The 23,549-nt window shown below is 60.0% G+C and carries 17 protein-coding genes; 5 read left to right on the forward strand and 12 right to left on the reverse strand.

Annotated features, from left to right (window positions below):
- Positions 1-334: 334 nt before the first annotated feature.
- Complete coding sequence (locus Q8X48_RS26310) at positions 335-1,696, forward strand: cation:proton antiporter (RefSeq protein WP_407802056.1); 1,362 nt, start codon at positions 335-337, stop codon at positions 1,694-1,696.
- On the opposite strand, the gene Q8X48_RS26315 is transcribed toward Q8X48_RS26310, so the two are convergent.
- From Q8X48_RS26315 to Q8X48_RS26325, 3 genes are read right to left on the reverse strand one after another with little or no spacing between them, the layout of a single operon-like run.
- Positions 1,674-3,593, reverse strand: coding sequence for a hybrid sensor histidine kinase/response regulator (locus Q8X48_RS26315; RefSeq protein WP_407802057.1), 1,920 nt, complete (start codon positions 3,591-3,593; stop codon positions 1,674-1,676). The two genes, Q8X48_RS26310 and Q8X48_RS26315, sit on opposite strands and share 23 nt — an antisense overlap.
- Positions 3,594-3,606: 13 nt before the next feature.
- On the reverse strand, positions 3,607-5,895 hold the full coding sequence (locus Q8X48_RS26320) for an ATP-dependent DNA helicase (RefSeq protein WP_407802058.1): 2,289 nt from the start codon (positions 5,893-5,895) through the stop codon (positions 3,607-3,609).
- On the reverse strand, positions 5,892-7,496 hold the full coding sequence (locus Q8X48_RS26325; RefSeq protein ID WP_407802122.1) for a VRR-NUC domain-containing protein: 1,605 nt from the start codon (positions 7,494-7,496) through the stop codon (positions 5,892-5,894). Before Q8X48_RS26325 ends, Q8X48_RS26320 begins: the two co-directional genes overlap by 4 nt.
- A gap of 259 nt (positions 7,497-7,755) precedes the next feature.
- Between Q8X48_RS26325 and Q8X48_RS26330 the strand changes: the two genes are divergently transcribed.
- Together Q8X48_RS26330 and Q8X48_RS26335 are read left to right on the forward strand one after the other, a co-directional pair.
- Positions 7,756-7,980, forward strand: coding sequence for a YgdI/YgdR family lipoprotein (locus Q8X48_RS26330; RefSeq protein WP_407802123.1), 225 nt, complete (start codon positions 7,756-7,758; stop codon positions 7,978-7,980).
- Between the two features lie 137 nt (positions 7,981-8,117).
- Positions 8,118-8,789, forward strand: a complete 672-nt coding sequence (locus Q8X48_RS26335) for an MliC family protein (protein WP_217835087.1) — start codon at positions 8,118-8,120, stop codon at positions 8,787-8,789.
- 46 nt (positions 8,790-8,835) lie between these two features.
- Here Q8X48_RS26335 and Q8X48_RS26340 read toward each other — a convergent pair whose 3' ends face one another.
- From Q8X48_RS26340 to Q8X48_RS26355, 4 genes are read right to left on the reverse strand one after another with little or no spacing between them, the layout of a single operon-like run.
- The gene (locus Q8X48_RS26340; RefSeq protein WP_407802059.1) at positions 8,836-9,921 is read right to left on the reverse strand and encodes a polyamine ABC transporter substrate-binding protein; all 1,086 of its coding nucleotides are present in this window, start codon (positions 9,919-9,921) and stop codon (positions 8,836-8,838) included.
- A 44-nt stretch (positions 9,922-9,965) separates the two neighbouring features.
- Positions 9,966-10,307 (reverse strand): cupin domain-containing protein, encoded by a 342-nt coding sequence (locus Q8X48_RS26345; RefSeq protein ID WP_407802060.1) that lies wholly within the window; start codon positions 10,305-10,307, stop codon positions 9,966-9,968.
- Positions 10,308-10,350: 43 nt separating this feature from the next.
- Entirely contained in the window at positions 10,351-11,757 is a 1,407-nt protein-coding gene (locus tag Q8X48_RS26350) for an NAD(P)/FAD-dependent oxidoreductase (protein WP_407802061.1), read from the reverse strand.
- Positions 11,758-11,808: 51 nt separating this feature from the next.
- A complete protein-coding gene (locus tag Q8X48_RS26355) occupies positions 11,809-12,624 on the reverse strand; it encodes a helix-turn-helix transcriptional regulator (protein WP_126045801.1) in 816 nt (271 codons plus the stop codon).
- 264 nt (positions 12,625-12,888) lie between these two features.
- On the opposite strand from Q8X48_RS26355, the gene Q8X48_RS26360 reads away from it, so the two are divergent.
- Positions 12,889-13,161, forward strand: coding sequence for a DUF1652 domain-containing protein (locus Q8X48_RS26360; RefSeq protein WP_007970606.1), 273 nt, complete (start codon positions 12,889-12,891; stop codon positions 13,159-13,161).
- Positions 13,162-13,287: 126 nt separating this feature from the next.
- Here the strand turns inward: Q8X48_RS26360 and Q8X48_RS26365 are convergent, their stop codons facing one another.
- Positions 13,288-15,762 (reverse strand): UvrD-helicase domain-containing protein, encoded by a 2,475-nt coding sequence (locus Q8X48_RS26365; protein ID WP_407802062.1) that lies wholly within the window; start codon positions 15,760-15,762, stop codon positions 13,288-13,290.
- 279 nt (positions 15,763-16,041) lie between these two features.
- Here Q8X48_RS26365 and Q8X48_RS26370 point away from each other — a divergent pair, with 279 nt between their 5' ends.
- Complete coding sequence (locus Q8X48_RS26370) at positions 16,042-16,737, forward strand: pirin family protein (RefSeq protein WP_007970604.1); 696 nt, start codon at positions 16,042-16,044, stop codon at positions 16,735-16,737.
- 209 nt (positions 16,738-16,946) lie between these two features.
- Here Q8X48_RS26370 and pgm read toward each other — a convergent pair whose 3' ends face one another.
- The 4 genes from pgm to Q8X48_RS26390 form a co-directional block, all read right to left on the reverse strand.
- On the reverse strand, positions 16,947-18,590 hold the full coding sequence (gene pgm, locus Q8X48_RS26375; RefSeq protein WP_407802063.1) for a phosphoglucomutase (alpha-D-glucose-1,6-bisphosphate-dependent): 1,644 nt from the start codon (positions 18,588-18,590) through the stop codon (positions 16,947-16,949).
- A gap of 112 nt (positions 18,591-18,702) precedes the next feature.
- The gene (locus Q8X48_RS26380) at positions 18,703-20,103 is read right to left on the reverse strand and encodes an aminotransferase-like domain-containing protein (protein ID WP_407802064.1); all 1,401 of its coding nucleotides are present in this window, start codon (positions 20,101-20,103) and stop codon (positions 18,703-18,705) included.
- Positions 20,104-20,143: 40 nt separating this feature from the next.
- Positions 20,144-21,634, reverse strand: a complete 1,491-nt coding sequence (locus tag Q8X48_RS26385; protein ID WP_407802065.1) for a hypothetical protein — start codon at positions 21,632-21,634, stop codon at positions 20,144-20,146.
- A 736-nt stretch (positions 21,635-22,370) separates the two neighbouring features.
- Entirely contained in the window at positions 22,371-23,393 is a 1,023-nt protein-coding gene (locus tag Q8X48_RS26390; protein ID WP_095966744.1) for a zinc-dependent alcohol dehydrogenase family protein, read from the reverse strand.
- Between the last annotated feature and the right edge of the window lie 156 nt (positions 23,394-23,549).

The raw sequence follows: 23,549 nt of genomic DNA on the forward strand, positions 1-23,549 counted from the left end.
CAGCCCCTCGACAACCACCCGGATCCCTGTGGGAGCGGGCTTGCCCGCGATGAACGCCAGCGCAACGCGTTTATTCAGACAGAACGCGTTATCGTTTACGTCCATCGCGAGCAAGCTCGCTCCTACAAGTCATCTGCATCGCGCGGATGGAGCGCAGCTTGCGCCATCTCAAGGCCTGATCCAGCCCCTCGACAACCACCCGGATCCCTGTGGGAGCGGGCTTGCCCGCGATGAACGCCAGCGCAACGCGTTTATTCAGACAGAACGCGTTATCGTTTACGTCCATCGCGAGCAAGCTCGCTCCTACAGTAATGGTTGTTTCGAGATCCGGACCATGAGCTTCATTACCTGGGTGGCGGTGTTGGGGGCTGTGTTGCTGACTCTGGCACTGACCTCGTCGTACCTGCGCTGGATGCCGGTCACCACGTCGGCGGTGTGTCTGGTACTGGGCGTCGCCATCGGTCCGGCGGGCCTGGGTTTGCTCACGCTGGATATCAAGGATGCCGCTTTCTGGATGGAGCATCTATCGGAAGTAGCGGTACTGTTTTCGCTGTTTGTCTGCGGGTTGAAGTTGCGCCTGCCCCTGGGCGATCGCCGATGGCGGGTGGCATTTGCCCTGGCGGGACCGGTGATGATCCTGACCATTGCCGGTGTAAGCCTGTTGCTGCATTTCGGGTTTGGGTTCCCGTGGGGGCCGTCGCTATTGATCGGGTCGATTCTGGCGCCCACCGATCCGGTCCTGGCCTCTCTGGTACAGGTCAGCGATGCCAAGGATTACGACCCGGTCAGGTTCGGGCTAACCGGTGAAGCCGGTTTCAACGATGGCATTGCATTCCCCTTCGTGATCCTCGGCTTGTTGTTACTGCAACACAGCGACAATACAGGTGCATGGCTCGACGACTGGATCCTCAAGAGTCTGCTATGGGCCGTGCCCGCCGGACTGCTGACCGGTTACTGGATGGGGCGCGGCATAGGCCGCCTGACCTTGTTCATGCGCATCAAGAATGCCGACAGCACCTTCTCACCCAATGATTATCTGGCCCTGGCCCTGATCGCACTGGCCTATGTCGTGGCCGAAACCATCCAGGGTTACGGGTTTCTCTCGGTGTTTGCCGCCGGCCTGGGCTTGCGCCAGGCCGAGGTCAAGACAAGCGGTGGCACCCACGCACCGGCCGAACACCTGGTCCAGGCGGTGGTCGGTCATCAGCATGTCGAACCCGAAGCGGCCGTGGCCGGCAATGTGGACCACCTGCAAGACACGCAAGTTGCTGCCGGGATCATGATGGGCGACATGCTATCGTTCGGCAGCCTGGTGGAACGGGCCATGGAAGTGTTTCTGGTCACCTTGCTCGGGGTCGTGTTGGTTGCACACTGGGACTGGCGGGCGCTGGTGCTCGCACTGGTGCTATTCGGGATGATTCGCCCGCTGGCGGTCTGGCTGATGCCCTGGGGTTCGCTGCTCAATGGCCCGCAGCGCTGGTTGATCGGCTGGTTCGGCATTCGCGGCATCGGCAGTTTCTACTACCTGTTCTACGCCTTGAACCACGATCTGTTGCCTTCGGTGGCCACCTTGTGTGCCGACCTGACGCTCTCGGTGGTGGCCCTGAGCATTCTGGTCCACGGCATCAGCACCCAGCCAATGCTGGCCCGCTATGAACAGCACAACCGCCGCGTCACTTCATCGCCAAGGCAATGATTTCCACCAGGTTGAGTTGGGTAAAAGGTTTCGGCAAACGCGGCAGATGAGCGGCAAAGCCTTCCAGCCGCTCGGCATAACCGGTGGCGAGGATGATCGGCACGTCCGGTCGCATGCTCCTGATGGCATTGGCCAGTTGTGCGCCACTCATCTGAGGCATGGCCATGTCGGTGATGACCAGATCGATCTGCGGTTCACTACTGAACAGTTCCAGCGCCCTGGCACCGCAAGGCGCACTGATGACCCGATGCCCGAGGTCCTCGAGCAGCAGGCAGGTGCTGGTCAACACCAGGCTGTCATCGTCCACCACCAATACGCTCAGACCAGGCCCCGTCACGGCCGGCGTTTCGGCGACCGGTTGCACGGGCGAATCACCGGTGGCGACCGGCAACCAGAGTTCGGCGGTCGTGCCATGGTCCTTCTGGCTTTTGAGGATGAACCGTCCGCCCAGTTGTTCAATAAAACCGTGAACCATCGACAACCCCAGGCCCGTGCCTTTACCCACGCCCTTGGTGGTGAAAAACGGGTCCATCGCCGAGACCAGCGTGGTTTCATCCATGCCCTCGCCGGTATCGGCAATGCTCAGGCAGACGTAGCACCCCGGGGCCAGGGATGAGGTGGCTGTGTCGGTCACTTCACGGTTTCTGGCGCTGAAGCTGATGGTTCCGCCATTGGGCATGGCGTCACGGGCGTTGGTGGCCAGGTTCAGTACGGCCAGTTCCAGCTGATTGAGGTCCGCCATCACCGGTTCGAGATCTTCGGGGAAGTGCGTTTCGATTTTCACCGAAGGCCCCAGGGAACTGCGTAACAGCCCGGAAATGCCTTCCACCAAGGCCGGTATCCGCACAGGTTCCGACTTGAGTTCCTGGCGTCGGGCAAACGCCAGCATGCGCTGGGTCAGGGAAACGCCGCGCAAGGCACCCTGGGTAGCGTTGTCGATCAAGCGGGTTAATTTGGGGTTATCCGTCACCCGTTTGCGCACGATTTCCAGATTGCCGAGGATCACCGTCAGCAGGTTATTGAAATCGTGAGCGATGCCACCACTGAGCTGGCCGATGGCCTGCATTTTCTGCGCCTGGAACAAGGCCTCCCGGGTTTGCTCCAGCACCTGCTGCGCTTGCGTGACGTCAGTGATATCACGGGTAATCTTGGCAAAACCGAGCAAGGTGCCGGTGTCACCCCAGATCGGATCGACGATGACGTGGGCGAGGAACCGCGTACCGTCCTTGCGCATCCGCCAGCCCTTGTTTTCAAAGCGCCCTTCACGCTTGGCGATATCCAGCGTCCTTTGTGGCTCGCGGGCTTCGCGATCCTCCGGGGTATAGAAGATCGAAAAATGCTGGCCAATGACTTCTTCCGGCAAGTAACCCTTGATGCGCTGGGCACCAAGGTTCCAGTTGCTCACGCGTCCGTCCGGCGAAAGCATGTAGATCGCATAGTCGGTAACGCTCTGCACCAGCAGGCGGAACTGCTGCTCGCTTAGCTTGAGGATTTCCTCGGCCACCCGGCGATCGGTCAGGTCGCGGGTGATCTTGGCGAAACCCAGCAAGGTGCCCGACGGGTCGAAGATCGGATCGATGACCACATGGGACCAGAAATGAGTGCCGTCCTTGCGCACCTGCCAGCCTTCGCCCTCGAAACGCCCTTCACCAAGCGCCGTGTCCAGTGTCCGCTGGGGCAAGCCGGCACGACGATCGTCATCGGTGTAGAAACGCGAGAAATGCTCACCGAGGATCTCGGCCTCCTCATACCCCTTGAAGCGCCTGGCGCCGGCATTCCAGCTGGTAATGATGCCGTCTGGATCAATCATGTAGATCGCATAGTCGATCACCGCATCGATCAATAGCCGGAAACGACCGTCTTCGATGGCACTGACCTTGGTTCGATCTTCGCTCATTGATCCCACCGCCTCATTGTTTTTCTGGAGTATGCGTCATACCGGGAATTTGGACAGCCCACCAACGCGGCAACAATTGTTTGACCTTACTCTCGCCAAAACGGTCATCGATCAACATCACTACTCCTTGATCCTGTTGCGTACGGATGACCCGTCCGGCGGCCTGCACCACTTTCTGTACACCGGGAAACAGATAGGTGTAGTCGTAACCGGCGCCAAAGATAGCGGCCATGCGCCGTTTCAGTTGCTCGTTCACCGGATTGAGTTGGGCCAGCCCCAAGGTGGCGATAAATGCACCGATCAACCTGGCACCGGGCAAATCGATGCCTTCACCAAAGGCCCCGCCCAGTACTGCAAAGCCGACCCCCTGGCCGTCGGCGTGGAATTGGTCGAGAAACTGCTGGCGTTGCGCTTCACCCATGCCTCGGGACTGCGACCACAGGCTGATGTGCGGATGTTTCTCGGCGAGTAGCTGCGCCACCTGCTGCAAATAATCGAAACTGCTGAAAAACGCCAGGTAGTTACCGGGGCGCTTGCAGAACTGCCTGGCGATCAGGTCCACGATCGGTTCGAGAGAGGACTGGCGATGCACGAACCGCGTGGAGATCTGGTTGACGATGTGCACTTGCAGTTGATCGGCATGAAACGGCGACTCGACGTCGATGCACACCGTGTCCGCCGGCGTTCCCAGTAAATCGGCGTAATAGTGCCTTGGGCTGAGGGTCGCGGAAAACAGCACGGTGCTGCGCGCGGCAGTCAGGCGCGGGCGGATGAACCCTGCGGGTACCACGTTGCGCAGGCACAGCTGCGAGAGATTGCGCTTGCGTTCGAGGTCGCGCTTGCTGATGTCGAACAGGAACTGCTCATCGAACAGTTCGGCCACCCGGCAAAACTGCAGCATGTCGAAGTAGAAGCCTTGCAGTGCGCTGTCCAGCCCTTGTGGGTGATCGTTCAGGTAGTCACCGATGCTGGCGCTGCACGATGACAGTGCCTGAAGGAGTTTTTCCGGCGCCTTGTCATAGGCTTGATAGGCGCCGATTTGCGCGTCATGCAGGGCATTCCACTCGCGGCTGATTCGCTGCATTGGCTTTTTCAGCACCTCGGGTGCGGTTTTTCGCACAGCGTTGAAGGTCGCCTGATCGAGGCTGGCGCTGTACATCTGCCGGCCGCGCTCCACCAGGTTGTGGGCTTCGTCGACCAGCACCGCGACCGTCCAGTGATTGGCCTGGGCCAGACCGAACAGCAAGGCGCTGAAATCGAAGTAATAGTTGTAGTCGGCAACCACCACGTCGGCCCATCGCGCCATTTCCTGGCTCAGGTAATAGGGACAGACATCGTGTGCCAGGGCAACCTCGCGCAGGGCGCCCTGGTCCAGCAGGCTCAGTTGACTGGCCGCCTGCCGCGCGGCCGGCAGGCGATCGTAGAAACCCCGGGCCAGCGGGCAGGACTCACCGTGGCAGGCTTTGTCCGGATGTTCACAGGCCTTGTCCCGGGCAATCATCTCCAACACCCGCAACGGTGGCGCATCGGCGCTGGCCAGCAGCACTTGCGCAGCGTCCAGGGCCAGCTTGCGTCCCGGGGTTTTCGCCGTCAGGAAGAACACTTTGTCCAGCTGCTGCGGTGCCAGTGCCTTGAGCATGGGAAACAGGGTGCCCAGGGTCTTGCCGATTCCCGTGGGCGCCTGCGCCATCAGGCAGCGCCCTGTGCTGACGGCCTTGAACACCGACTCGGCCAGATGGCGCTGCCCCGGCCGAAAATCGGCGTGAGGAAAGGCCAGGCGCTGCGCCGCGAGATTGCGTCCGTCACGATGGACGACTTCCTGTTGCGCCCATTGCAGGAAGCGCGCGCATTGCCGTTCGAAGAACTGTTGCAGCTGCGCGGCCTCGTGGGGTTCGACCAGGCAGGTTTCCTTTTCACTGACGATGTCGAAATACACCAGCGCCAGGTTGATCCGGGGCAGATCCAATTGGCGGCACATCAACCAGCCATAGATTTTCGCCTGGGCCCAATGCAACTGACGGTGGTTGGCCGGTTGTTTGCTCAAGTCACCGCGGTAGGTCTTGACCTCTTCCAGGCAGTTTTGCCCCGGGTCATAGCCATCCGCCCTGCCCTTGACCGTCAAGGTCTGAAACCGGCCCTCAAGGGCGACTTCGCTTTGGTAGCCCTCGCTGCGCCGCGAGGCCACCGTGCGGTGCCCGACAATGCCCTCCAGCGCAGTGGGCGACGGCGTGAAGCGCAGGTCGAGGTCGCCGGTCTTGGCGGTGAACTCGCACAGCGCCCGCACCGCAATGCTGTAGCTCAAGCGTCCTGCTCCGCCCATTGCACATAGCACACGGCGATGGGCATCTGGTGTTCGTGGCAGAACTCCAGCCAGCGCAACTGGTTGTCCTGCAGGCGATCGCCCGGGCCCTTGACTTCGATCATGCGGTAGGTCTTTTGCTGCGGCCAGAACTGGATCAGGTCCGGCATGCCGGCGCGATTGGCCTTGATGTCCAGCAAGAGGCGATTGAACCAGTGCTTGAGATGCTCGGCGGGGAGGCATTCGAGGGCTTGCTCCAGCAACTCTTCGCTGAGCACGCTCCAGAACACGAACGGCGACTGCACGCCCCACTTGGCGGCATAACGCTGGCGAATGGTCTGCCGATAGCGCCCGTCTTCGAGTTCGGCCAGGCAGGCCTGGAACAGTTCGGCCCGGCGGGCCTGGAAGTCCTCGCTGAGCAAATCCACCGGCCCGCGCTGGAACGGGTGAAAAAACGCACCCGGCAAAGGCGCGAAGATCGCGGGCCAACACAGCAGGCCAAACAGTGAGTTGATCAGGCTGTTTTCGACGTAGTGGATCGGTGCTGAATCCTCAGCCAGATGCGCCTGAACGTAAAACTCGACCGACACTGCCGGATCGACTCTTGGTAATTGCAGGTCCAGACGTTGCATTTCCCGAGGCGCCGCCCGTTTGATGGGCGGCCCGCCGAGCTTGCGTCGCAGGCGCGGCAGCACGCGGTGCAACTGCTGGTGTTCGGCGGCACTCTCCGGTGCCTGTTCGGCCTGCTCGGCCAGATCCAGCGCCAACTCGAACTCCCCGCTGCGCTCCAGCACGCGAATGAGCCGCGCCCGCGCACCCGGATAAGCGCATTCACGGTAGAGATCCAGGGCCATGGCGAAATCCGCAATGCGTTCGCAATGCTGGCCCATCTGGAACAACAGCTTGCCGCGCCGGCGTTGCAACCAGGGATTGTCCAGCGCCAGGCCCTTGATGCGCCCGGCCACCTCTTCCAGCGCTTCACCGGCTTCGAATTGTTGCTGGTACGCGTGCAGCAGGACACAGGCATCCACGTCTTCGCGGCTGCGCAAGCCGCGGGACTCGGCGCTGAATTCGACTTTTTCGTAGGTGTAGATACCCAGGTCGGCCAGCACGAACTCCGACCAGTCCTGATACAGGTTGCCGAAGAACATCAGGCGCAGGCGATCGCACAACTCCATGATGGTCAGGCTGAGCAGGCGCTCATCCAGCCATGGGCACCAGTCGTTGAAGCTTTGCGCCTGGGGAAATTGTTCGCTCAGTGCTGGCAGCCAATCGGTTTTCCGGCCTTTGGGTTGATCGATGACGGAGCCAAAGGTCTGGAGGATTTCACCCTTGAGCAGCAGTTCGAACAGTTCCTCGACCGCCAGCGGCATGCGCTCATCGACCCAACCGAGTGTCAACAGCGGGCCGGCGGCGCCGGGGATATCGCCAATTTCGTCGTAATGCAATTTGCCGGCCCTGAAATGAATGCCCTTGCGCATGACCATTCTGACCAGCAGTGCCTGCGATTCACGGGGTAACCGCTTAAACTCATTAATGAATCGCAGCTCGTCGACGCTCAGTACATCGGCAAAGCGCTGCTCAAGCCAATCAAGCACTTGCATGAAGTTGTTCAAGTAGTAGAACGGATCGTCGAGGGGATTTGCGGTCACAGGAAATGGGCCATGGCGAGCGAGTACTGGTTATGCGTACAGATACCAGTTCCACCCTGCCCGGTGCAATCGGAAAAGGATAAATGGAGGCGCTGTACGGAATATTTTCCGGGCAGTAGAACTTTCTGCCCCCTGGCGGCACCAACCGCCATAGGCATGCAGTGACAGGCGCGAATGGATGGCACTGCTTCACAACGAACGGGAGGTGATCATGGACATCAAGACTTTGGGTTTGCCCCTGGCCGTCGCGGCCCTGCTGATGCTGGCCGGCTGCTCGACGCCAACGGTGGTGACCCTGCAGAACGGCACTCAGTACCTGACCAAGGACATGCCGAAGACCAAAACCAAGGACGGATTCTTTGAGTTCGAGGACATTTCGGGAGCGTTGGTGAAAGTCAGGGCCGATGAAGTGGCGACGATTCGCGAGGAAGACTGACGTTTCTCCTGGCACGATGTGGCAGGTTTCGAGCACTGCCTTACACTCGATAGACCCCGTGCGACCGAATGAATGTGCAACGCCTGGACACAGGCGTTGCAATACGGGCATCACGCATAGACTCAGGTGACGCCGAAATGAAAATGGTCATGCCACTTCTGGCCTCTGTGCTCGCCGTCAGCGCGTGCGTGACGGCGAGCCTTTGTGACGCAGCGACAAAGGCAAAGCCAAAACCCTTGCCAACTTACAAAACCAGTTTCGATTGCACCACGCCCCAGGCATCCACCGAAAAGCTTATCTGTCACGACGCTCAGCTGGCGCGCATGGACCTGGAACTCGATCGTCTTTATCGCCTGGCGCTCACCGACGAACATTCAGTGCCGCGCCCGAATAAAGTCGAGATTGACCAGCGGTTCTGGATTGAGTCGCGTAACCAGTGTGGTGCCGGCCCGCAAGCCAAGACGTGCGTCATCGCCAGTTATGCCGAGCGTGCGTTCCAACTGCGCCAGGGTTCGGCCATTGCCAGAACCAAGGACCCGAGCAGGCTCTCCGAAGGCCCCTTGGCTTATCGTTGCGCAGGGTTCAACGCATTGGTTGCCGCGACCTTCTTTACGGTCGAACCGGGCGTGGTGTTCCTCAAATGGGCCAACTCCTCGGTAACGCTGAACCAGGTGCCGAACAATTCCGGAACCCAGTACAGGGGCAAGGATTACAAAGGCAGCTACAGCTTCTGGCAAATCGGCGATGAGGTTTTTTTCCAGATACCCGGCTCAGGCCAGATGAGTTGCGCAGCCGAGCCGGTCGGCTGACAAGGATGGCAACGGGACATCCTGTCCCAATTGCCTGACCAGGTCTTCAGCTGCCGGTGCGAATCTTGTTCCACACGCGTGTGCGAACCCGGTCGATGTTCAATGGCATGGCTTCCAGGGCAAAGAGTTTCCCCATCATTTCCGGGCTTGGGTAAACCTTGGTGTCGTTCTTGATCGCCGGGTCGATCAGGCTGTCAGCCTGCTCGTTGCCATTGGCGTAGTGCACGTAGTTGCTGACGCTGGCCATGACGTCCGGGCGCAGCAGATAGTTCATGAAGGCGTAACCGGCCTTTTCGTCGGGAGCGTCGACCGGCATCGCGACCATGTCGAACCAGATGGCGGCGCCTTCCTTGGGAATCGCATAACCGATGTCGATGCCATTGTTGGCTTCCCTGGCACGGTTTTCCGCCTGCAGGATGTCGCCGGAGAAACCGACCGCGACGCAGATATCGCCGTTGGCCAGGTCACTGGTGTACTTGGACGAGTGGAAATAGCTGACATAGGGCCGCACTTTCAACAGCAAGGCTTCGGCCTTCTTGTAGTCTTCCGGGTTCTTGCTGTGGGGCGGCAACCCGAGGTAGTTCAACGCGGCCGGCAGCAGTTCGGGGCCGTTGTCGAGGATGGCCACGCCGCACTTCTGCAACTTCTGCATGTTCTCGGGCTTGAAAATCAAGTCCCAGGAGTCCACCGGGGCGTTGTCGCCCAGCACCGCCTTGACCTTGGCAATGTTGTAGCCGATGCCGGTGCTGCCCCACAGGTACGGGAAGCCGTGCTCGTTGCCCGGATCGTTGGTCTGCAAGGCCTTGAGCAATACCGGATTGAGGTTTTTCCAGTTCGGCAACTGGCTCTTGTCGAGCTTCTTCAGGGCGCCGCCCTCAATTTGCCGCGCCATGAAGTGGTTGGACGGAAACACCACGTCGTACCCGGATTTGCCGGTCATCAGCTTGCCATCGAGGGTCTCGTTGCTGTCGTAGACGTCGTAGGTGAAGCCGATGCCGGTTTCTTTCTGGAAGTTTTTCGTGGTGTCCGGCGCGATGTAATCCGACCAGTTATAGATTTTGACGGTTTCGGCCGCCTGACTGATCGATGCAACAAGCAGCAGCGGAGCCAGGGTCAGTGTCTTTCGGAGCATGAGTCGATTCCTGTAGGTTGTTTTTGTTGGCAGGCAATCAAGGATCAGAAAATCAGGACGTAGGTCTTGCGCACGGTTTCCTGGATATCCCAGATCCCGAGGCTGTTGGCCGGCAACATCAGTGCGTCGCCCGCTTCTATGTGCAGCGGTTCGCCGCCGTCCGGGGTGAAGGTGCAGCGCCCCTGGATGAAGTGACAGAATTCCTGGGCGACGATCTGCCGCCGCCAGCGCCCCGGGGTGCATTCCCAGACGCCGGTCTCGACGCCGTCGTCGCGTTCGACGCTGGTGGTCGAAGCCACGGCCACGGGCGTGCCCAGGGGCACGGCGACCGAGTTGGATTCCTCCAGCTTCAGGGTTGCGGTGTGCTTGAATTGCGTGATGCTCATGGGATTACCTGTCGATATGGCCTGTCGATGAAGAGCGCGCCGTTTAGTGCATGAAACCTTCCATGAAACCGGCCACCCCGCTGGCCAGCTTGCGCCGCCAGGGCGCGGTAGCCGGGTTGGCCAGGGTCTGGTCCTCATGGACAAAACTGCGGATGATTGCGTTGTAGCCAAGCCAGCGGATCGGTTCCGGCTCCCAGGCCCTGAGCGCGTCGAGGCCCCGCTGCGGGATGACCCACGGCTGGCGCACCAGATCGGTGTCGCGCCCCAGGATCAGGTCGGCCAGCGTTCGTCCACCGAGGTTGCTGGCGCCAACGCCCTCCCCGCCGTAACCGCCAGACAAGGCGATGCCTTTGGTCCGGTCGCAGAGCATGTGCGGCTTGAAGTGCCGGGACATGCCCAGGTTGCCGCCCCAGGAATGAGTGATCTGCACGTTCTTCAACTGCGGGAACAGTTCGCCGAACAGGTAGCGCCGCAGGTCCTTTTCATCCGTGGTCAGCTCGAAGTCATGGCGCAGCTTGCCGGCGAACTGATAGCCGCCACGGGCGCCAAAGATCAAACGGTTGTCAGCGGTGCGCTGGCCGTAGGTCACCTGGCGACTGGCCTCGCTGAATGCCTGGCCACGGCTCAGGCCGATTTCATCCCAGGTGGCCGCCGACAAGGGCTCGGTCGCGACGATCAGGCTCTGTACCGGCATCTGATAACGCCCCAAGGGCGGCAAGGTGACGGCGTAGCCTTCTACTGCCGGAACGACCCAGTGACAGCGCACCGACGCTTTCGCCGTGCGCAGGCTGCCGGATTGCCAATGGGTGACCGGGCTGTTTTCGTAGATCCTGACCCCCAGGCGCTCCACCATCCGGGCCAACCCGCGTACCAGCCTGGCCGGGTGGAGGGTCGCCACGTGTGGCGCATAGATGCCGCCATAGGGTTTGGCGACGCGGATCTGCTGCGCCAGTTGTTCCGGGCTCAGCCAGCGATAGTGGTTGTCGTCGAGGCCCTGGCGATGGAGATCGTCCAGGTGGTGACGCAGGCTGGTCGCCTGCTCCGGATAACGCGCAGCGCAATACAGCACCCCGCCTTTACGGAAATCGCAGTCGATGCCCTCACGTTCGAGGACAGTCTCCACTTCATCCGGAATGCCATGCAACAAATCATAGGAAGCGCGGCGCTCTTCGACCGGCAAACCGGCCAGCAGACGATCTTCACCCAGCAAGTTGCCCATCAGCCAGCCGCCATTGCGCCCCGACGCGCCGAAACCGGCGGTCTGCGCTTCGACAATGGCGATGTTCAGCTGCGGTTTGTGCTGCTTGAGGTAGTACGCGGTCCAGAGACCGGTATAGCCCGCGCCGATGATCGCCACGTCCACATCCAGGTCCCGCTCCAGCGCCGGACGCGCCAACAAAGGCTCGTCGAGCTGGTCCATCCACAAACTGATAGTGCGCCACGCCGGCATGCAAGACTCCGCCACTGAAAACTTCGATGGCGTCGATCCTAGTGCGTGGGCTCAGGCGCTGTCTTGCGCGCGTGCACGCAAAGAAATTTGTTTGACGTAAGCCTTGGGTGACTGACCGGTGTGCTGGCGGAAACAGCTGTAGAACGCCGACAGCGAATTGAATCCGGCGGCGAACGCCAGTTCATCGATACGCAGCGGTGGCGTGGCGCCATCCAGTGCCGCGAGCAAGTGTTGCAGGCGCGCCTGGTTGACGTAGCGGTAGAAGCTCTGGCCCAACACCTGGTTCAACAGATAGGAAATCTGGTTACGGCTGTACCCGCACTCCTTGGCCACCCGTTGCAGGTCGAGCTCCGGATCAAGATACGGCTGCTGGCGCTGGAAATACTGCTGCAGGTCATCGGCCATGAAGCTCAACTGGCGAGGCGACAGGCCCAGCCGGCTGACCGCCGGGCGCTGGCCGGGGGTGGTTTTGCTGACGGGTTGCTCATGCACCAGCGAAGCGTATTCATTGACCCGCCAGATCAGCCCGTCCTTGACGGTGATCGCCTCGCTGGCGCGGAACGACACCAGTCCTTCACCACCGCGCAGGGTGATGCGGTACTGAATGAAGGCGGTGTTGCCGTCCAGTCGAATGCGGTCGGAGTGCTCCAGCGCTTCATCCGGATCCCGGGGCATGCTGCTGCGCACGTAGTCGCGCAATTCGGCCAGGCCCATGACCCGGTTCTGGAAAAAATCGTTGTACTGGACTTCAGGGTGATAGAGCGCCATGACGCCGTCCAGGTCCCGGTGTTTCCAGCGCAAGTGATAGCGCATGACCGTCTCGCCCGTGGCCTGGGTTTGCAGCGGGCCATCATCCTCGGCGTGCATTGAAAGTCTCGACGCAAAAAACCGAGCTTGCCCAACTTCCGCTTTGTCTTCAACGACTAAACGGATACGGGTTTTGGGCCGCCAATATCAAGCAAGCGTGACCTGAATCAAAAAAATGGCGGCAATCGCCAAACGACCTGAAAAAACCACATTCTTTTCACATCCGGATGCTACTTTTAAAGACTGTCACTGGTTGAGCCATTGAAGGTTCTTCCCTCCTACCATGAGCTAAAGGAAGCGCTCGATAATGAAGGCGGGCAACACATGAATAGAGGGTTCAGTAAGGTCACGTTTCCAAACGCCTGCCAGCTGATGCGCTGGCATTTTCATCCCATGGGTTTCGAGGCGAGCATGGACGCGCCGGGCAGCATGATTGCCCGTCTTTTCGATCGTGCCACTGGCGAGACCATGATCGCCATTGCCGGTATTCCTTGCGCCACCGTCATGAATGCCGCGGATGTAGAACGAATAATCGAAGCGGTGGAGGATGAACTTGAAGCCTTCGTACCACCCCAGGCCCTCAGGAGTTATGCCTAAAGCCTGTCCACCCCCCTGTAGGAGCGAGCCTGCTCGCGATGGTCGTTAACGATAACGCGTATTTACTGGCTAAACGCGGCGCTCTTGAGTCCATCGCCGGCAAGCCGGCTCCTACAGTGTCTCGATTCAGGCGGTGCTTTGGCTTTTACGATGATCGACAAAGAACGCTTTGCCCTTGCCGATCCGGTCTGACGCCTTGGGCATGTTCGCAGCCTGGGTGTCTTGCGCATCGACGTACCAGTAGCAATGGCTGACGGCACGGGTAATACCCACGTACGCCAGGCGCAGGATCTCGTCCTTCTGGGCATTGTCGTAGGGTTCGCTGTCACCGGCCTTGCCCAGGCCCGCCATCCGGTAAACCTGATTCTTGTAGGGCGAACTGGTCATGTGTTGGCAGTCGCCCAGCAAAAACACCGCATCGGCCTGGAGGCCCTTGGCACTGTGATACGTCAGTTGCTTGAGCCTGCGAGCTTCATGGGACAAGCTAGAATCAACATTAACTACTGACTGAATATGCTCTTCTATCAATAACTTATCGCTACTTTTTCGATAAAGCATCAAGATTGAATCACCCTTTCGGTAATGCTCCATCAGGCGCTGCGCCATGCCCTGGTCATCTCGATCAAGGACGTTCACCGGCAGCAGTGCCTTGGGTTCACCGCTGGCCTTGGCCTTCTTCCCGGCAATCGCCGGTGCTGCGCGCACAATGTGCTCGGCGGCATCGATGATGTGCTGGTGGCTGCGGTAGTTGTCACTGAGCATGACCTTGGTGGTGCTCGGCGACGGGAACTCCTTGTTGAACTCCATGAAGTAGCTCGGCGAACTGCCGCGCCAGCCATAGATGGATTGCCAGTCATCGCCCACACAGAGCAGCGAGGAACGTTGGGCACCGCGTCCGACGTGCATGGCCGGCCCGCGACTGCGGATCTCCGCCAGGCTGGCCCTGATCCAGGAGACGATCTGCGGCGAGACGTCCTGGAATTCGTCGATCATCAGGTGTGACAACGGCCGCAGCAGCTCATCACTGAGCAGCTTGAGGTTTTCCGGCGAATGCTCGCTGAACAGGGCGAACATCCGGTTGTAGGTCATGATCGGTGGTTTCTGATCGAGCAAATGATCTTCCAGCGCCCGCCAGTAAAGGCTCAGGGCCTCGAAGAAGAACCGGTCGGGATCGTCCTTGGCGAAACTCATCTGCCCCACGGCACTGGGCACATCCAGCCCGAGGTTTTCGATGAACCCGGCGGCGGCGACAAAGCAATCGAGCAACGGTGCGGAGGCGAGCTCGCCCTTGACCTTGTAATCGAAGCCCGGCCCGGCGCTGGCATCGCCCGCTAGCGAGGCCAGAACACGCCTTGATGATTCGTAACTGTCTAGCCATATCAATGGCTTACGACAGAAAGCTTGAAACAGGGTGCGCTTTACTGCCCATTCTGCGCGCACCGTCAGCTTGGCATTGGGGCGTGTGACTTGCGGGTTCTCCCGAGGATCGAACCCCAGCACCACCCAGGCGTCCAGCGTCGGGATGTAGCCGTGACAGTGGAATGCAGAGCCGTTGATATCGAACGACTGGCGATTCGGTTCGATGCCCTTGATGGGCCAGGTACCGGCGCGAAACCACAGGTCTTCAATGACGTCACACAACTCTTCATCACGCTTGGCCGCCAGTTCGGTGACGCCCATGCGTTTCTGCACATCGGGGTGATCCCGCTCCAGCTCCTTGAGTTGCAAGGCATGCCGGGACAATGGCTTGATCAGCTCACGAAAGCGCTCGTCATTACTGTGCAGACGGTGATAGCAGGCATTGAGCTGTTGGCGCTGAGCGTCGTTGATACGCAGGTCGAACGGATTGCTGTCGACCTCTTCGTCCCCCTGTGCAGCCCTCAGGCTGAGGTTCTCGAAAGCCTGCAAACGCTCGAAACCCGGAAGACTGCGCACCATCGGCAGGATCCGCGAGTGAAAGGTGCGCACCAGGTCCCGCGCCTCCTTGAAACTGATCGCGCGGCCCCAGAGCGCAAACAGTTCGATCAGCTTGTTGATGAAGTCCTTGCGCGACTCACGGGTGAAGGTCACCACCGTCATCGAACTCAGCTCGAAGCCCAGGTAATGGCTCAACAGCAATATGCGCAGCACCAGCGTGGTCGACTTGCCTGCGCCGGCACCGGCGATCACCGAGGTGGACGGCGTGTCGCTGAAGATCATTTTCCACTGTGCGGCGCTGGGCTGGGCATGGGCCGGCAGCAACCGGGCCACATCTGCCTTCATGCGCTTCTTCAACTCGGCGCTCAACGGCAGGCGCCAATCGTCGAACAGCAGGTCATCGACATTCGGTGGACGGTGTTCAGTAGAGCGCGAGTCGCGGATCAGCAGGACCTGCCGACCCTCCTCCAACCCCTCGAGCTTGCCTTCCCTGTAGCCGTAATCGACCCCGGCACTGTGACCGCTGCGAAAACCGTCAGCCTGGCCATGCAACCACGATGCACGATGCTGTGCGTGCAGGCGGGTCAGGCTGTAGCCGAAGAACCGGGCGAGCAGGCGCTTGATCAGCGGCATCTCGGCCAGGGGGCGAAGTTCAGGCGGAAGATCGGGGGTGTGTTGCGGCACGCGGACTGACTCCAGGGTGTGAGGCTGTTGAGCGCTATGGTGTCTGCATTTGCCATTGAGTTCTAGTGAATTGCTTATGACTCATTGGCTTATGCGATGAAGTGAAAGTTGGATGAGAAAATTTCGAGCCCATTTCATATCAATTGATTCGATGGGAATGCCGCATTTTTTACGCTTTTTATCGATTGTTGCCTGATGGATGATGGCCATCATCAACCACCGGTCTCGCTTCGTGGCTCAGGCGCCCCGCCCCATGACGAACCTTTTCTGGAGACGATCATGCTTGAACTCAGACCTTTCAAAACCCTTGGCGGTGCTCACCACGGCTGGTTGGATGCACATCACCATTTTTCGTTCGCCGAATACTACGATCCACAGCGCATGAACTGGGGCAACCTGCGGGTCTGGAATGACGACGTGATCGCTCCCGGCACCGGCTTCCCGCAACACCCGCACCGGGACATGGAAATCATCACCTATGTCCGTGAAGGCGCCATTACCCACCAGGACAACCTGGGCAACAAGGGCCGGACCGAAGCGGGCGACGTCCAGGTCATGAGCGCCGGTACCGGGATCGCCCACAGCGAGTACAACCTGGAAGCGACGCCGACCCGGATTTTCCAGATCTGGATCATCCCGAATGAGACCGGCCTGGCACCGTCCTGGGGCGCCAAGCCGTTCCCGAAAGGCGATCGCGAAGGTTTTGTCACCCTGGCCAGCGGCAAGGAAGGCGACGAGCAGAGCCTGCGCATCCGCGCTGATGCCCGGCTGGTGGCTGCCAATCTGAAGGCCGGTGAAACTGCTGAATACCTGTTGGACAGTGGTCGTCGTGCCTACCTGGTCCCCGCCACCGGGGTTATTGAAGTCAATGGCTTGCGTGCAGAAGCTCGAGACGGTGTCGCGGTGGCCGATGAGCAGGTGCTGCGGGTGACTGCCATTGAGGACAGTGAGATTGTTCTGGTGGACCTGGCGTGATCTGCTGAGGGCAATTGCAAAAAAAGGGGCGACCGTGTTGGTCGCCCCTTTTTTGGGTGCCTGTTCAAATGTCTTCGCTGGCAAGCCAGCTCCTACATGGGGAATGCGGTCCAATGTAGGAGCGAGCCTGCTCGCGAAAAACCCGAGGATACCGCGGGGTGTCAGGCTGCCAGCGTTATCGTTGACGACCATCGCGAGCAGGCTCGCTCCTACAAGGAAATGGCACCATCCACCAGCGTTTGCGCCTCGGCCACCAGTTGCTTGAGGTGGTCGTCGCTGACAAAGCTCTCGGCATAGATCTTGTAGATGTCTTCCGTGCCCGACGGACGCGCCGCGAACCAGCCGTTTTCGGTCATGACCTTGAGACCGCCAATGGCCTGGTCGTTGCCCGGTGCGTGGCTGAGGATGCTCTGGATCGGCTCGCCGGCCAGTTGGGTCGAGGTGACCTGTTGCGGCGACAGCTTGCTCAACAGGGCTTTCTGCTCCGGGTTGGCCTTGGCGTCGACCCTTACCGAGAACGGTTCACCCAGTTCATCGGTCAGGGCACGGTACGCCTGGCTCGGATCGCGACCGGTCCGGGCTGTCATCTCGGCAGCCAGCAGGGCTGGAATCAAGCCGTCCTTGTCGGTGCTCCAGACGCCGCCGTCCTTGCGCAGGAACGAGGCACCGGCGCTTTCTTCGCCGCCGAAACCCAGGGATCCATCGAACAGCCCGTCGGCAAACCACTTGAAGCCGACCGGCACTTCGTACAGGCGACGGCCCAGGCGTTTGGCCACGCGATCGATCAAGCCGCTGCTGACCACGGTTTTGCCCACGGCAGCATCGGCGCGCCATTGCGGACGATTCTGGAATAGGTAGTCGATGGCAACGGCGAGGTAGTTGTTCGGTGCCAGCAAACCGCCGGACGGCGTGACGATGCCATGGCGGTCATGGTCAGGGTCGCAGGCAAACGCCACGTCGAAGCGCTCTTTCAGGCCGATCAGGCCTTGCATGGCATGGCTGGACGATGGGTCCATGCGGATCTGGCCGTCCCAGTCGACGGTCATGAAGCGGAAGGTCGGGTCGACCTGTTTGTTCACCACATCCAGGTCCAGACGGTAATGCTCGGCAATCGCCGACCAGTAGCGCACCCCTGCTCCACCCAGCGGATCGACGCCCAGGCGCAGCTTGGCATCACGGATGGCGTCGAAGTCGATCACGTTGATCAGGTCGGCGACATAGGTGTTGAGGTAATCGTGACGATGGGTGGTGCTGGCCTTGAGTGCCTGCTCGTAGCTGATGCGCTTGACGCCTGCGAGCTTGTTGGCCAGCAGTTCGTTGGCCTTGGCTTCGATCCACTTGGTGATGTGGGTATCGGCCGGACCACCGTTGGTGGGGTTGTACTTGTAGCCACCGCTTTGTGGCGGGTTGTGCGACGGCGTGATGACGATGCCGTCCGCCAGGCCGCTGGTGCGACCACGGTTGTAGCAGAGAATCGCATGGGAAATGGCCGGTGTCGGGGTGTACTCGTCGCCAGCGGCAATCATCACGGTGACGCCGTTGGCCGCCAGTACTTCAAGAGCGCTGGCACCGGCCGGCGTGGACAGCGCGTGGGTGTCGATACCGACAAACAGCGGGCCATCGATGCCTTGAGCTTCGCGATACAGGCAAATGGCCTGGCTGATCGCCAGCACGTGCCATTCGTTGAAACTCAAGTCGAACGAGCTACCGCGGTGCCCCGACGTACCGAAGGCAACGCGCTGGGTCGAAATGGCGGCATCAGGCTGGCCGGTGTAATAGGCCGTTACCAGTCGCGGGATGTCGACCAACAATTCTGCCGGTGCCGGTTTACCCGCAAAAGGACTGAGTGTCATGCAAAACCTCTGGAATAGAGTGGTTCAGGAAGTGAGCAGCAGTTTACTGGCAGTTTGACCGCAACGCGATGGGATCGATCCCACACAGTGGAGGTTGTTATTTTTTTGTCACTCACTCGATCGATTCCAGGCGCAGCGCATCCCCCAGCAATCCCAGCGCGGCCGCCAGGTTGTGATCACCGCCGAAGGTATGACTGAGGCGCAAATGCTGCCCATGCAGACCGTGGAGGCTGAACAGTTCGCCCGGTGCGATGATCACCTGTTGCGCCAGCAGGCGCTGGAACACACGGCGCACATTGACCCGGCGCAACGAACGCACCCAGATCGTTGCACCGCCTTGCGGCTCGACTAAATGCAAGGCATCTCCCAGTCGCTCCTGCAACAACTGGGTCATTTGACTCTTGCGCTCCTTGAGTAGCCGTCGCAGCACCAGCAGGTGTTGATCGATGCGGCCGCTGCTGTACAAACGGGCGATGGCTTTCTGGCGAATCGGCGACAGTCGAAACGAACGCAGCAGGAAGTGCCGTTGCAGCTCGGCGCTCAAGTGCCTGGAAAGCAGGTAGCCGTAGGGCGCTTCCGGTCCAATGATTTTCTCGAACGCGGAAAACACCATCAGCCGTTCAGGGTCCAGCAAGTCGCGAAAACGCAGGCCGCCCGGGTCGAATCCGAGTTCGCCATAACAATCGTTTTCCAGCACCCAACTGTCATGCGCGGCCAACAGCCGGGCAATGGCCTGCCTGTTTTCCTCAGGCGCCAGGCTGCCACGGGGCATGTTGAGGGCCGATGACAGCATCACCAGTCGTACCGGCTCGGTCTCCAGCAACGTTTTCAGCCGGTGCGGATCCAGGCAGCCATCTGCTTGCACAGGCCACTCGATCACCCGCACACAGGCGGCTTGAAACAAACGCAGGATCGTCCAGTCGCACGGTGATTCAACCACTACCGTGGCGTCTTTCAAGCCCAGCACGGCGATGAGGATTTCCAGGACGCCGCGCAGGTCGGCACCGATGTAGACATCATCGGCATGCCAGTAACGCATGGGAGACGTGGTGTAGCGTGCGGCCAGGGCGGTGCGCAACTCGAGCTCGCCGCAGGGTTGCGAGGGCGACTGCGGCTGCCTTGGATACTGGCGCAGCATCTCTCGCTCCAGCAGCAACAAGGGGCTGTCGAGCGGCTGCAACAATGCCGGCTCATCGGCGCTCAGGACCAGCATCCCCGGACGCCTGGCATTGACATAGACAGCTTCGAGCAGATCGCTGCCGCTGTCCTGCGGGTTGAAAGACGACACTGGCAACGCGTAATAACCCGACTTGGCCACCGAAAACACGCGCCCTTCCTTCTCCAGCAGCGAATAGGCGTACTGAATGGTCGAGATCGACACATTGAGGCGCTCTGCCAGCTGCCGCAGCGACGGCAGGCGGATGCGTGAATCCCCTTCGGACTCATTGATCAAGCTGCCCAGATACCGATAAACGGCCTGATAGGCGAAATCCGTTTCTCGTGGACCTTTCATGGCTGAAGGCCGACCGCACTGGCTGATAGTCCGCTCACCCTCAGTGACCCGCTGACCATTCATCCACCAACGTGTTGCCAGTGTCAGGATCGCCCGCTGCCTCTTGCAACGCGGCGCACTGGATCTGCGCTTCGAGCCCCCCTTCGTCGCTGCCTGGCGCCCGTTCCATGCGATAAAGCCGGCCAATCAGGCTGACGGGCAATCCGCTGACATCAATCATCCATTGCATGATCTGTTCGGCAACCGGCTGCCCCTGCATGGCCCGGTGCAACTCGGGCATGGCCACCAGCATGCCCGGGTGGCACTGACGCAAAAATCGCTCAAGCCCCGCACCCTCTTCGATAAACGGCGCAAAAAGCAGACACACCAGTTGTGCTTCGCTCAGGCCCAGGTTCTTTTGCGCCTCGACCGCCGCTCGGGCACGCTGATCGCCCAGTGTCGCCGGGTTGCCGAACACCTCGATGGCCTGCTCGCACAAACGCTCGGGCAAACGCTTGCGGCGCATCATCACCAGGGCGCGTTGCAGGTATTGCGCAACGCCTGACTCATAATCGCGGCCCTGCACGAAGCTCGCTTGCAACCCACGTACGTGCGCCGAGATCGACGCGCTGACGAATTCGTTGTCGCTGATCTGCGCGGACAGTTCGTCAGGCTGGAAGCCGAGAAATTCAGTCAGCAATGACCAGCGCTCCTCCAGGTTGCTGACCAGCAGGTCGTGAATCTCGATGCAGGTGGTACGACGGCAGGTCTCAAAGCGCTCTTCAGGACGCCATCGGGCCTGGTCGTCATCGGCATAGAACGCCTGATAACAGTCGCTGCCCAGCTCATCGAGCAATGCAAACAACCCCGCGTGGCCGGCCTCGCCCACGGGCGAAGGCTTGAGCCCTGCCTTGGTGGCGGCACGCTTCAAGCCGTCGATGAACTGTTTCTGCTGACGCGGCGTGTCACTGACGAGCAAAGCGTCGACACCACCGTCCCAGCGGGCGATTTGGCCGTAGAATTCGCCCGTGGCCAGATATCCGTCATCCCACAGGTCGAACCCGCCGTGCCACGCCCGGCGATGCCCGATCAGCAGCAGGTTCAGGCGGCTGGACTCGCGGCCAGCGTCGGAGATCCACGTCAGGTGATCGAACGGCAACACTTCCCGATCATCAACCATCAACACCTCGACCCGCGGATCGTCATAGACGAACAGTGCGCTGTTGGTCCGGTGCATGTTTTCCACGGCCGCCCGGCTTGTCCCGTTCAACCGCAACGAGGCGATGCGCAACTGAAATGTCGCCGGCGCCCGCGTGGCGATGGTCAATTGCGCCGCACGCAACAGCGCCAGGCTGTAGCAGTTGTCGCGGACCCCGGACTGGACCGCCAACACCTTGAAATCGCCAATACGCTCCATGCCCCCCGCCGCCACTGCCAGACGCTGAATCAACAACTGCAATGCAGTGCGCTCGGCACGGGAGAAGAAACCCAGCAATCGCTGCAGCACTTGTTGATAGACATAGTTCATCGCTTGGTCATGGATGCTGGTCATCTTTATTTACCTGGTACTCGTAAGTTCAATATCGCGCGGACAACACATTCCGCTGGACTGTCTGCACAAATGGAGTCATCGACTTTATTGCCAAATGCTAGCAATTGAATTTTCTGGAAATCATTTGAAACAATCGTAACAACCCTTCTTGCGCACGCCGAATACAAAGCTGTAGCGCCCGGCTGGCAAGGGTTTTCTCGATTGGAGACGGAGTCCTAGGAAGCGTCTTACAGAGCCCCACAGACACTTAACACAAGAAATAAGGAAAGCAGTTGTTGCTGACTCTTTGGCTGCTACACAACAACTAACTAAATTGGAAGTGTGCACCGAGGGCGCACATTGAAAAGTTTTAGCCTGACACCCTGCCATGACTCATTCCTTGAGATGAAAGTAATCATTCAATTATCAGGGCTTAGTGGCTTTTTAGAAGCTACAGATTACGGGCAAAAACCAGTTCAGTTGCTGGACCGGGCTGCGGATCGACGGTTTTTTTTGCTCTTCTGTAGGAGCAGCCGGTCGACGCTCGATTGCTCGCGATGGACTTTAACGATGACGCGCAAACTGGATAAGCGTGGCGCACTTGAACCCATCGCCAGCAATCGAGCGTCGACCGGCTGCTCCTACAGTTTCCCAGGATTGCGTGATGAACCTTTTTTTGGGGGGGGCACAAACGAAAGAGTCCGTGTGGGCACGGACTCTTGGGGGGGGGCTTTTGCGTCGACTCTTGGGGTAAGTGCTATGCCGGTTCGACTTGCAAGGCGACCCGCTCGCGACAAGGGCATTCGTCCATGTAGCGGTGTGCCTCGACCACCTCGGCAAACGGGAAGACCCGGGTCTTGAGCGGCAGCAGCACGCGGTCAGCGGTCAACTGGTTGATGTCGCGCAAGGCACGTTGCAGTGCGACCTGGTCCTGGATGATGCCCAGTTCCGGCTTGCCGGTGAAGTTGCCGATGCAGTGCACGAAGAACTGAATGTTCTTCTGGAACGCCGCGCAGGCCGGGAATGGCGTCTGGTTGCCACCTTGCAGGCCGTACAGCACCAGGCTGCCGCGAGGCGCCAGCACATCGCCCAGCAACGACATCTGAGGACCGCCCAAACCATCGAAGACCACATCCACACCGCGGTTATCGGTGATCTTGTTGATCCGTATCAGCAGATCTTCTTCCTCGGTAACGATGACTTTTTCGGCGCCCAGCGACAACAGATACTCACGTTCCTCTGCTGACTTGGTTGCGGCAATCACACGAACACCCAAGGCCTTGCCCAGTTGTACGAACGAAGGTCCGGCGCAATGGCTGGCGTCGGTCACCAGGGCGAATTGCCCGGGCTTGACCCGTGCCAGGTCGGCATAAGCAAAATAGGCGACCAACAGCGGCGTGTAATGCACGCTGGCTTCGATCGGGCTCAGCACGTCCGGGTAACGGGTCAGCGACGAGCGCGGCAGGACAATCAGTTCTCCGTAGACCGGATAGTCGTTCGGGCTTTGGGCCGGGAAACTGGCGACCTTGTCACCGATCGCCAGGTCATCCACACCCTCACCGACAGCCGTGACGATACCGGCCATTTCCTGGCCAAGGCCCGAAGGCAGACGGGCGTGGGACGACGCCAGGTTCTGGCGCCAAAGAGTGTCGTACCAGCTGATGCCAATGGCCTCGACGCGCACCTGCACTTCGCCCGGTGCAGGCAGAGCCGCCGCATGCTCTTCGCATTTGAGCACCTCGGCTGGACCAAACTTGTGAAAACGGATCGTGCGGGACATCACAAACCTCGCCAAATGAACCTCTAATGCCATGAACTCTAGCTGGGCTTTCAACCCAACACTATCAGTGGGTATTAATAGTCGACATGCCTGTCATTGATTCCGCAGCGGCGGCGACATTGTCAAATGCCGCAAGATACCGAAGCCTCCTTTGCA

Source organism: Pseudomonas sp. QLc11A (assembly GCF_052112305.1).
Taxonomy (GTDB): domain Bacteria; phylum Pseudomonadota; class Gammaproteobacteria; order Pseudomonadales; family Pseudomonadaceae; genus Aquipseudomonas; species Aquipseudomonas laurylsulfatiphila.

Coding starts and splice junctions, on each gene's coding strand:
- Q8X48_RS26310 (WP_407802056.1), top strand. CDS start 335: ATGAGCTTCATTACCTGGGTGGCGGTGTTGGGGGCTGTGTTGCTGACT.
- Q8X48_RS26315 (WP_407802057.1), bottom strand. CDS start 3,593: ATGAGCGAAGATCGAACCAAGGTCAGTGCCATCGAAGACGGTCGTTTC.
- Q8X48_RS26325 (WP_407802122.1), bottom strand. CDS start 7,496: ATGCAAGTGCTTGATTGGCTTGAGCAGCGCTTTGCCGATGTACTGAGC.
- Q8X48_RS26330 (WP_407802123.1), top strand. CDS start 7,756: ATGGACATCAAGACTTTGGGTTTGCCCCTGGCCGTCGCGGCCCTGCTG.
- Q8X48_RS26335 (WP_217835087.1), top strand. CDS start 8,118: ATGAAAATGGTCATGCCACTTCTGGCCTCTGTGCTCGCCGTCAGCGCG.
- Q8X48_RS26340 (WP_407802059.1), bottom strand. CDS start 9,921: ATGCTCCGAAAGACACTGACCCTGGCTCCGCTGCTGCTTGTTGCATCG.
- Q8X48_RS26345 (WP_407802060.1), bottom strand. CDS start 10,307: ATGAGCATCACGCAATTCAAGCACACCGCAACCCTGAAGCTGGAGGAA.
- Q8X48_RS26350 (WP_407802061.1), bottom strand. CDS start 11,757: ATGCCGGCGTGGCGCACTATCAGTTTGTGGATGGACCAGCTCGACGAG.
- Q8X48_RS26355 (WP_126045801.1), bottom strand. CDS start 12,624: ATGCACGCCGAGGATGATGGCCCGCTGCAAACCCAGGCCACGGGCGAG.
- Q8X48_RS26360 (WP_007970606.1), top strand. CDS start 12,889: ATGAATAGAGGGTTCAGTAAGGTCACGTTTCCAAACGCCTGCCAGCTG.
- Q8X48_RS26370 (WP_007970604.1), top strand. CDS start 16,042: ATGCTTGAACTCAGACCTTTCAAAACCCTTGGCGGTGCTCACCACGGC.
- pgm (WP_407802063.1), bottom strand. CDS start 18,590: ATGACACTCAGTCCTTTTGCGGGTAAACCGGCACCGGCAGAATTGTTG.
- Q8X48_RS26380 (WP_407802064.1), bottom strand. CDS start 20,103: ATGAAAGGTCCACGAGAAACGGATTTCGCCTATCAGGCCGTTTATCGG.
- Q8X48_RS26385 (WP_407802065.1), bottom strand. CDS start 21,634: ATGACCAGCATCCATGACCAAGCGATGAACTATGTCTATCAACAAGTG.
- Q8X48_RS26390 (WP_095966744.1), bottom strand. CDS start 23,393: ATGTCCCGCACGATCCGTTTTCACAAGTTTGGTCCAGCCGAGGTGCTC.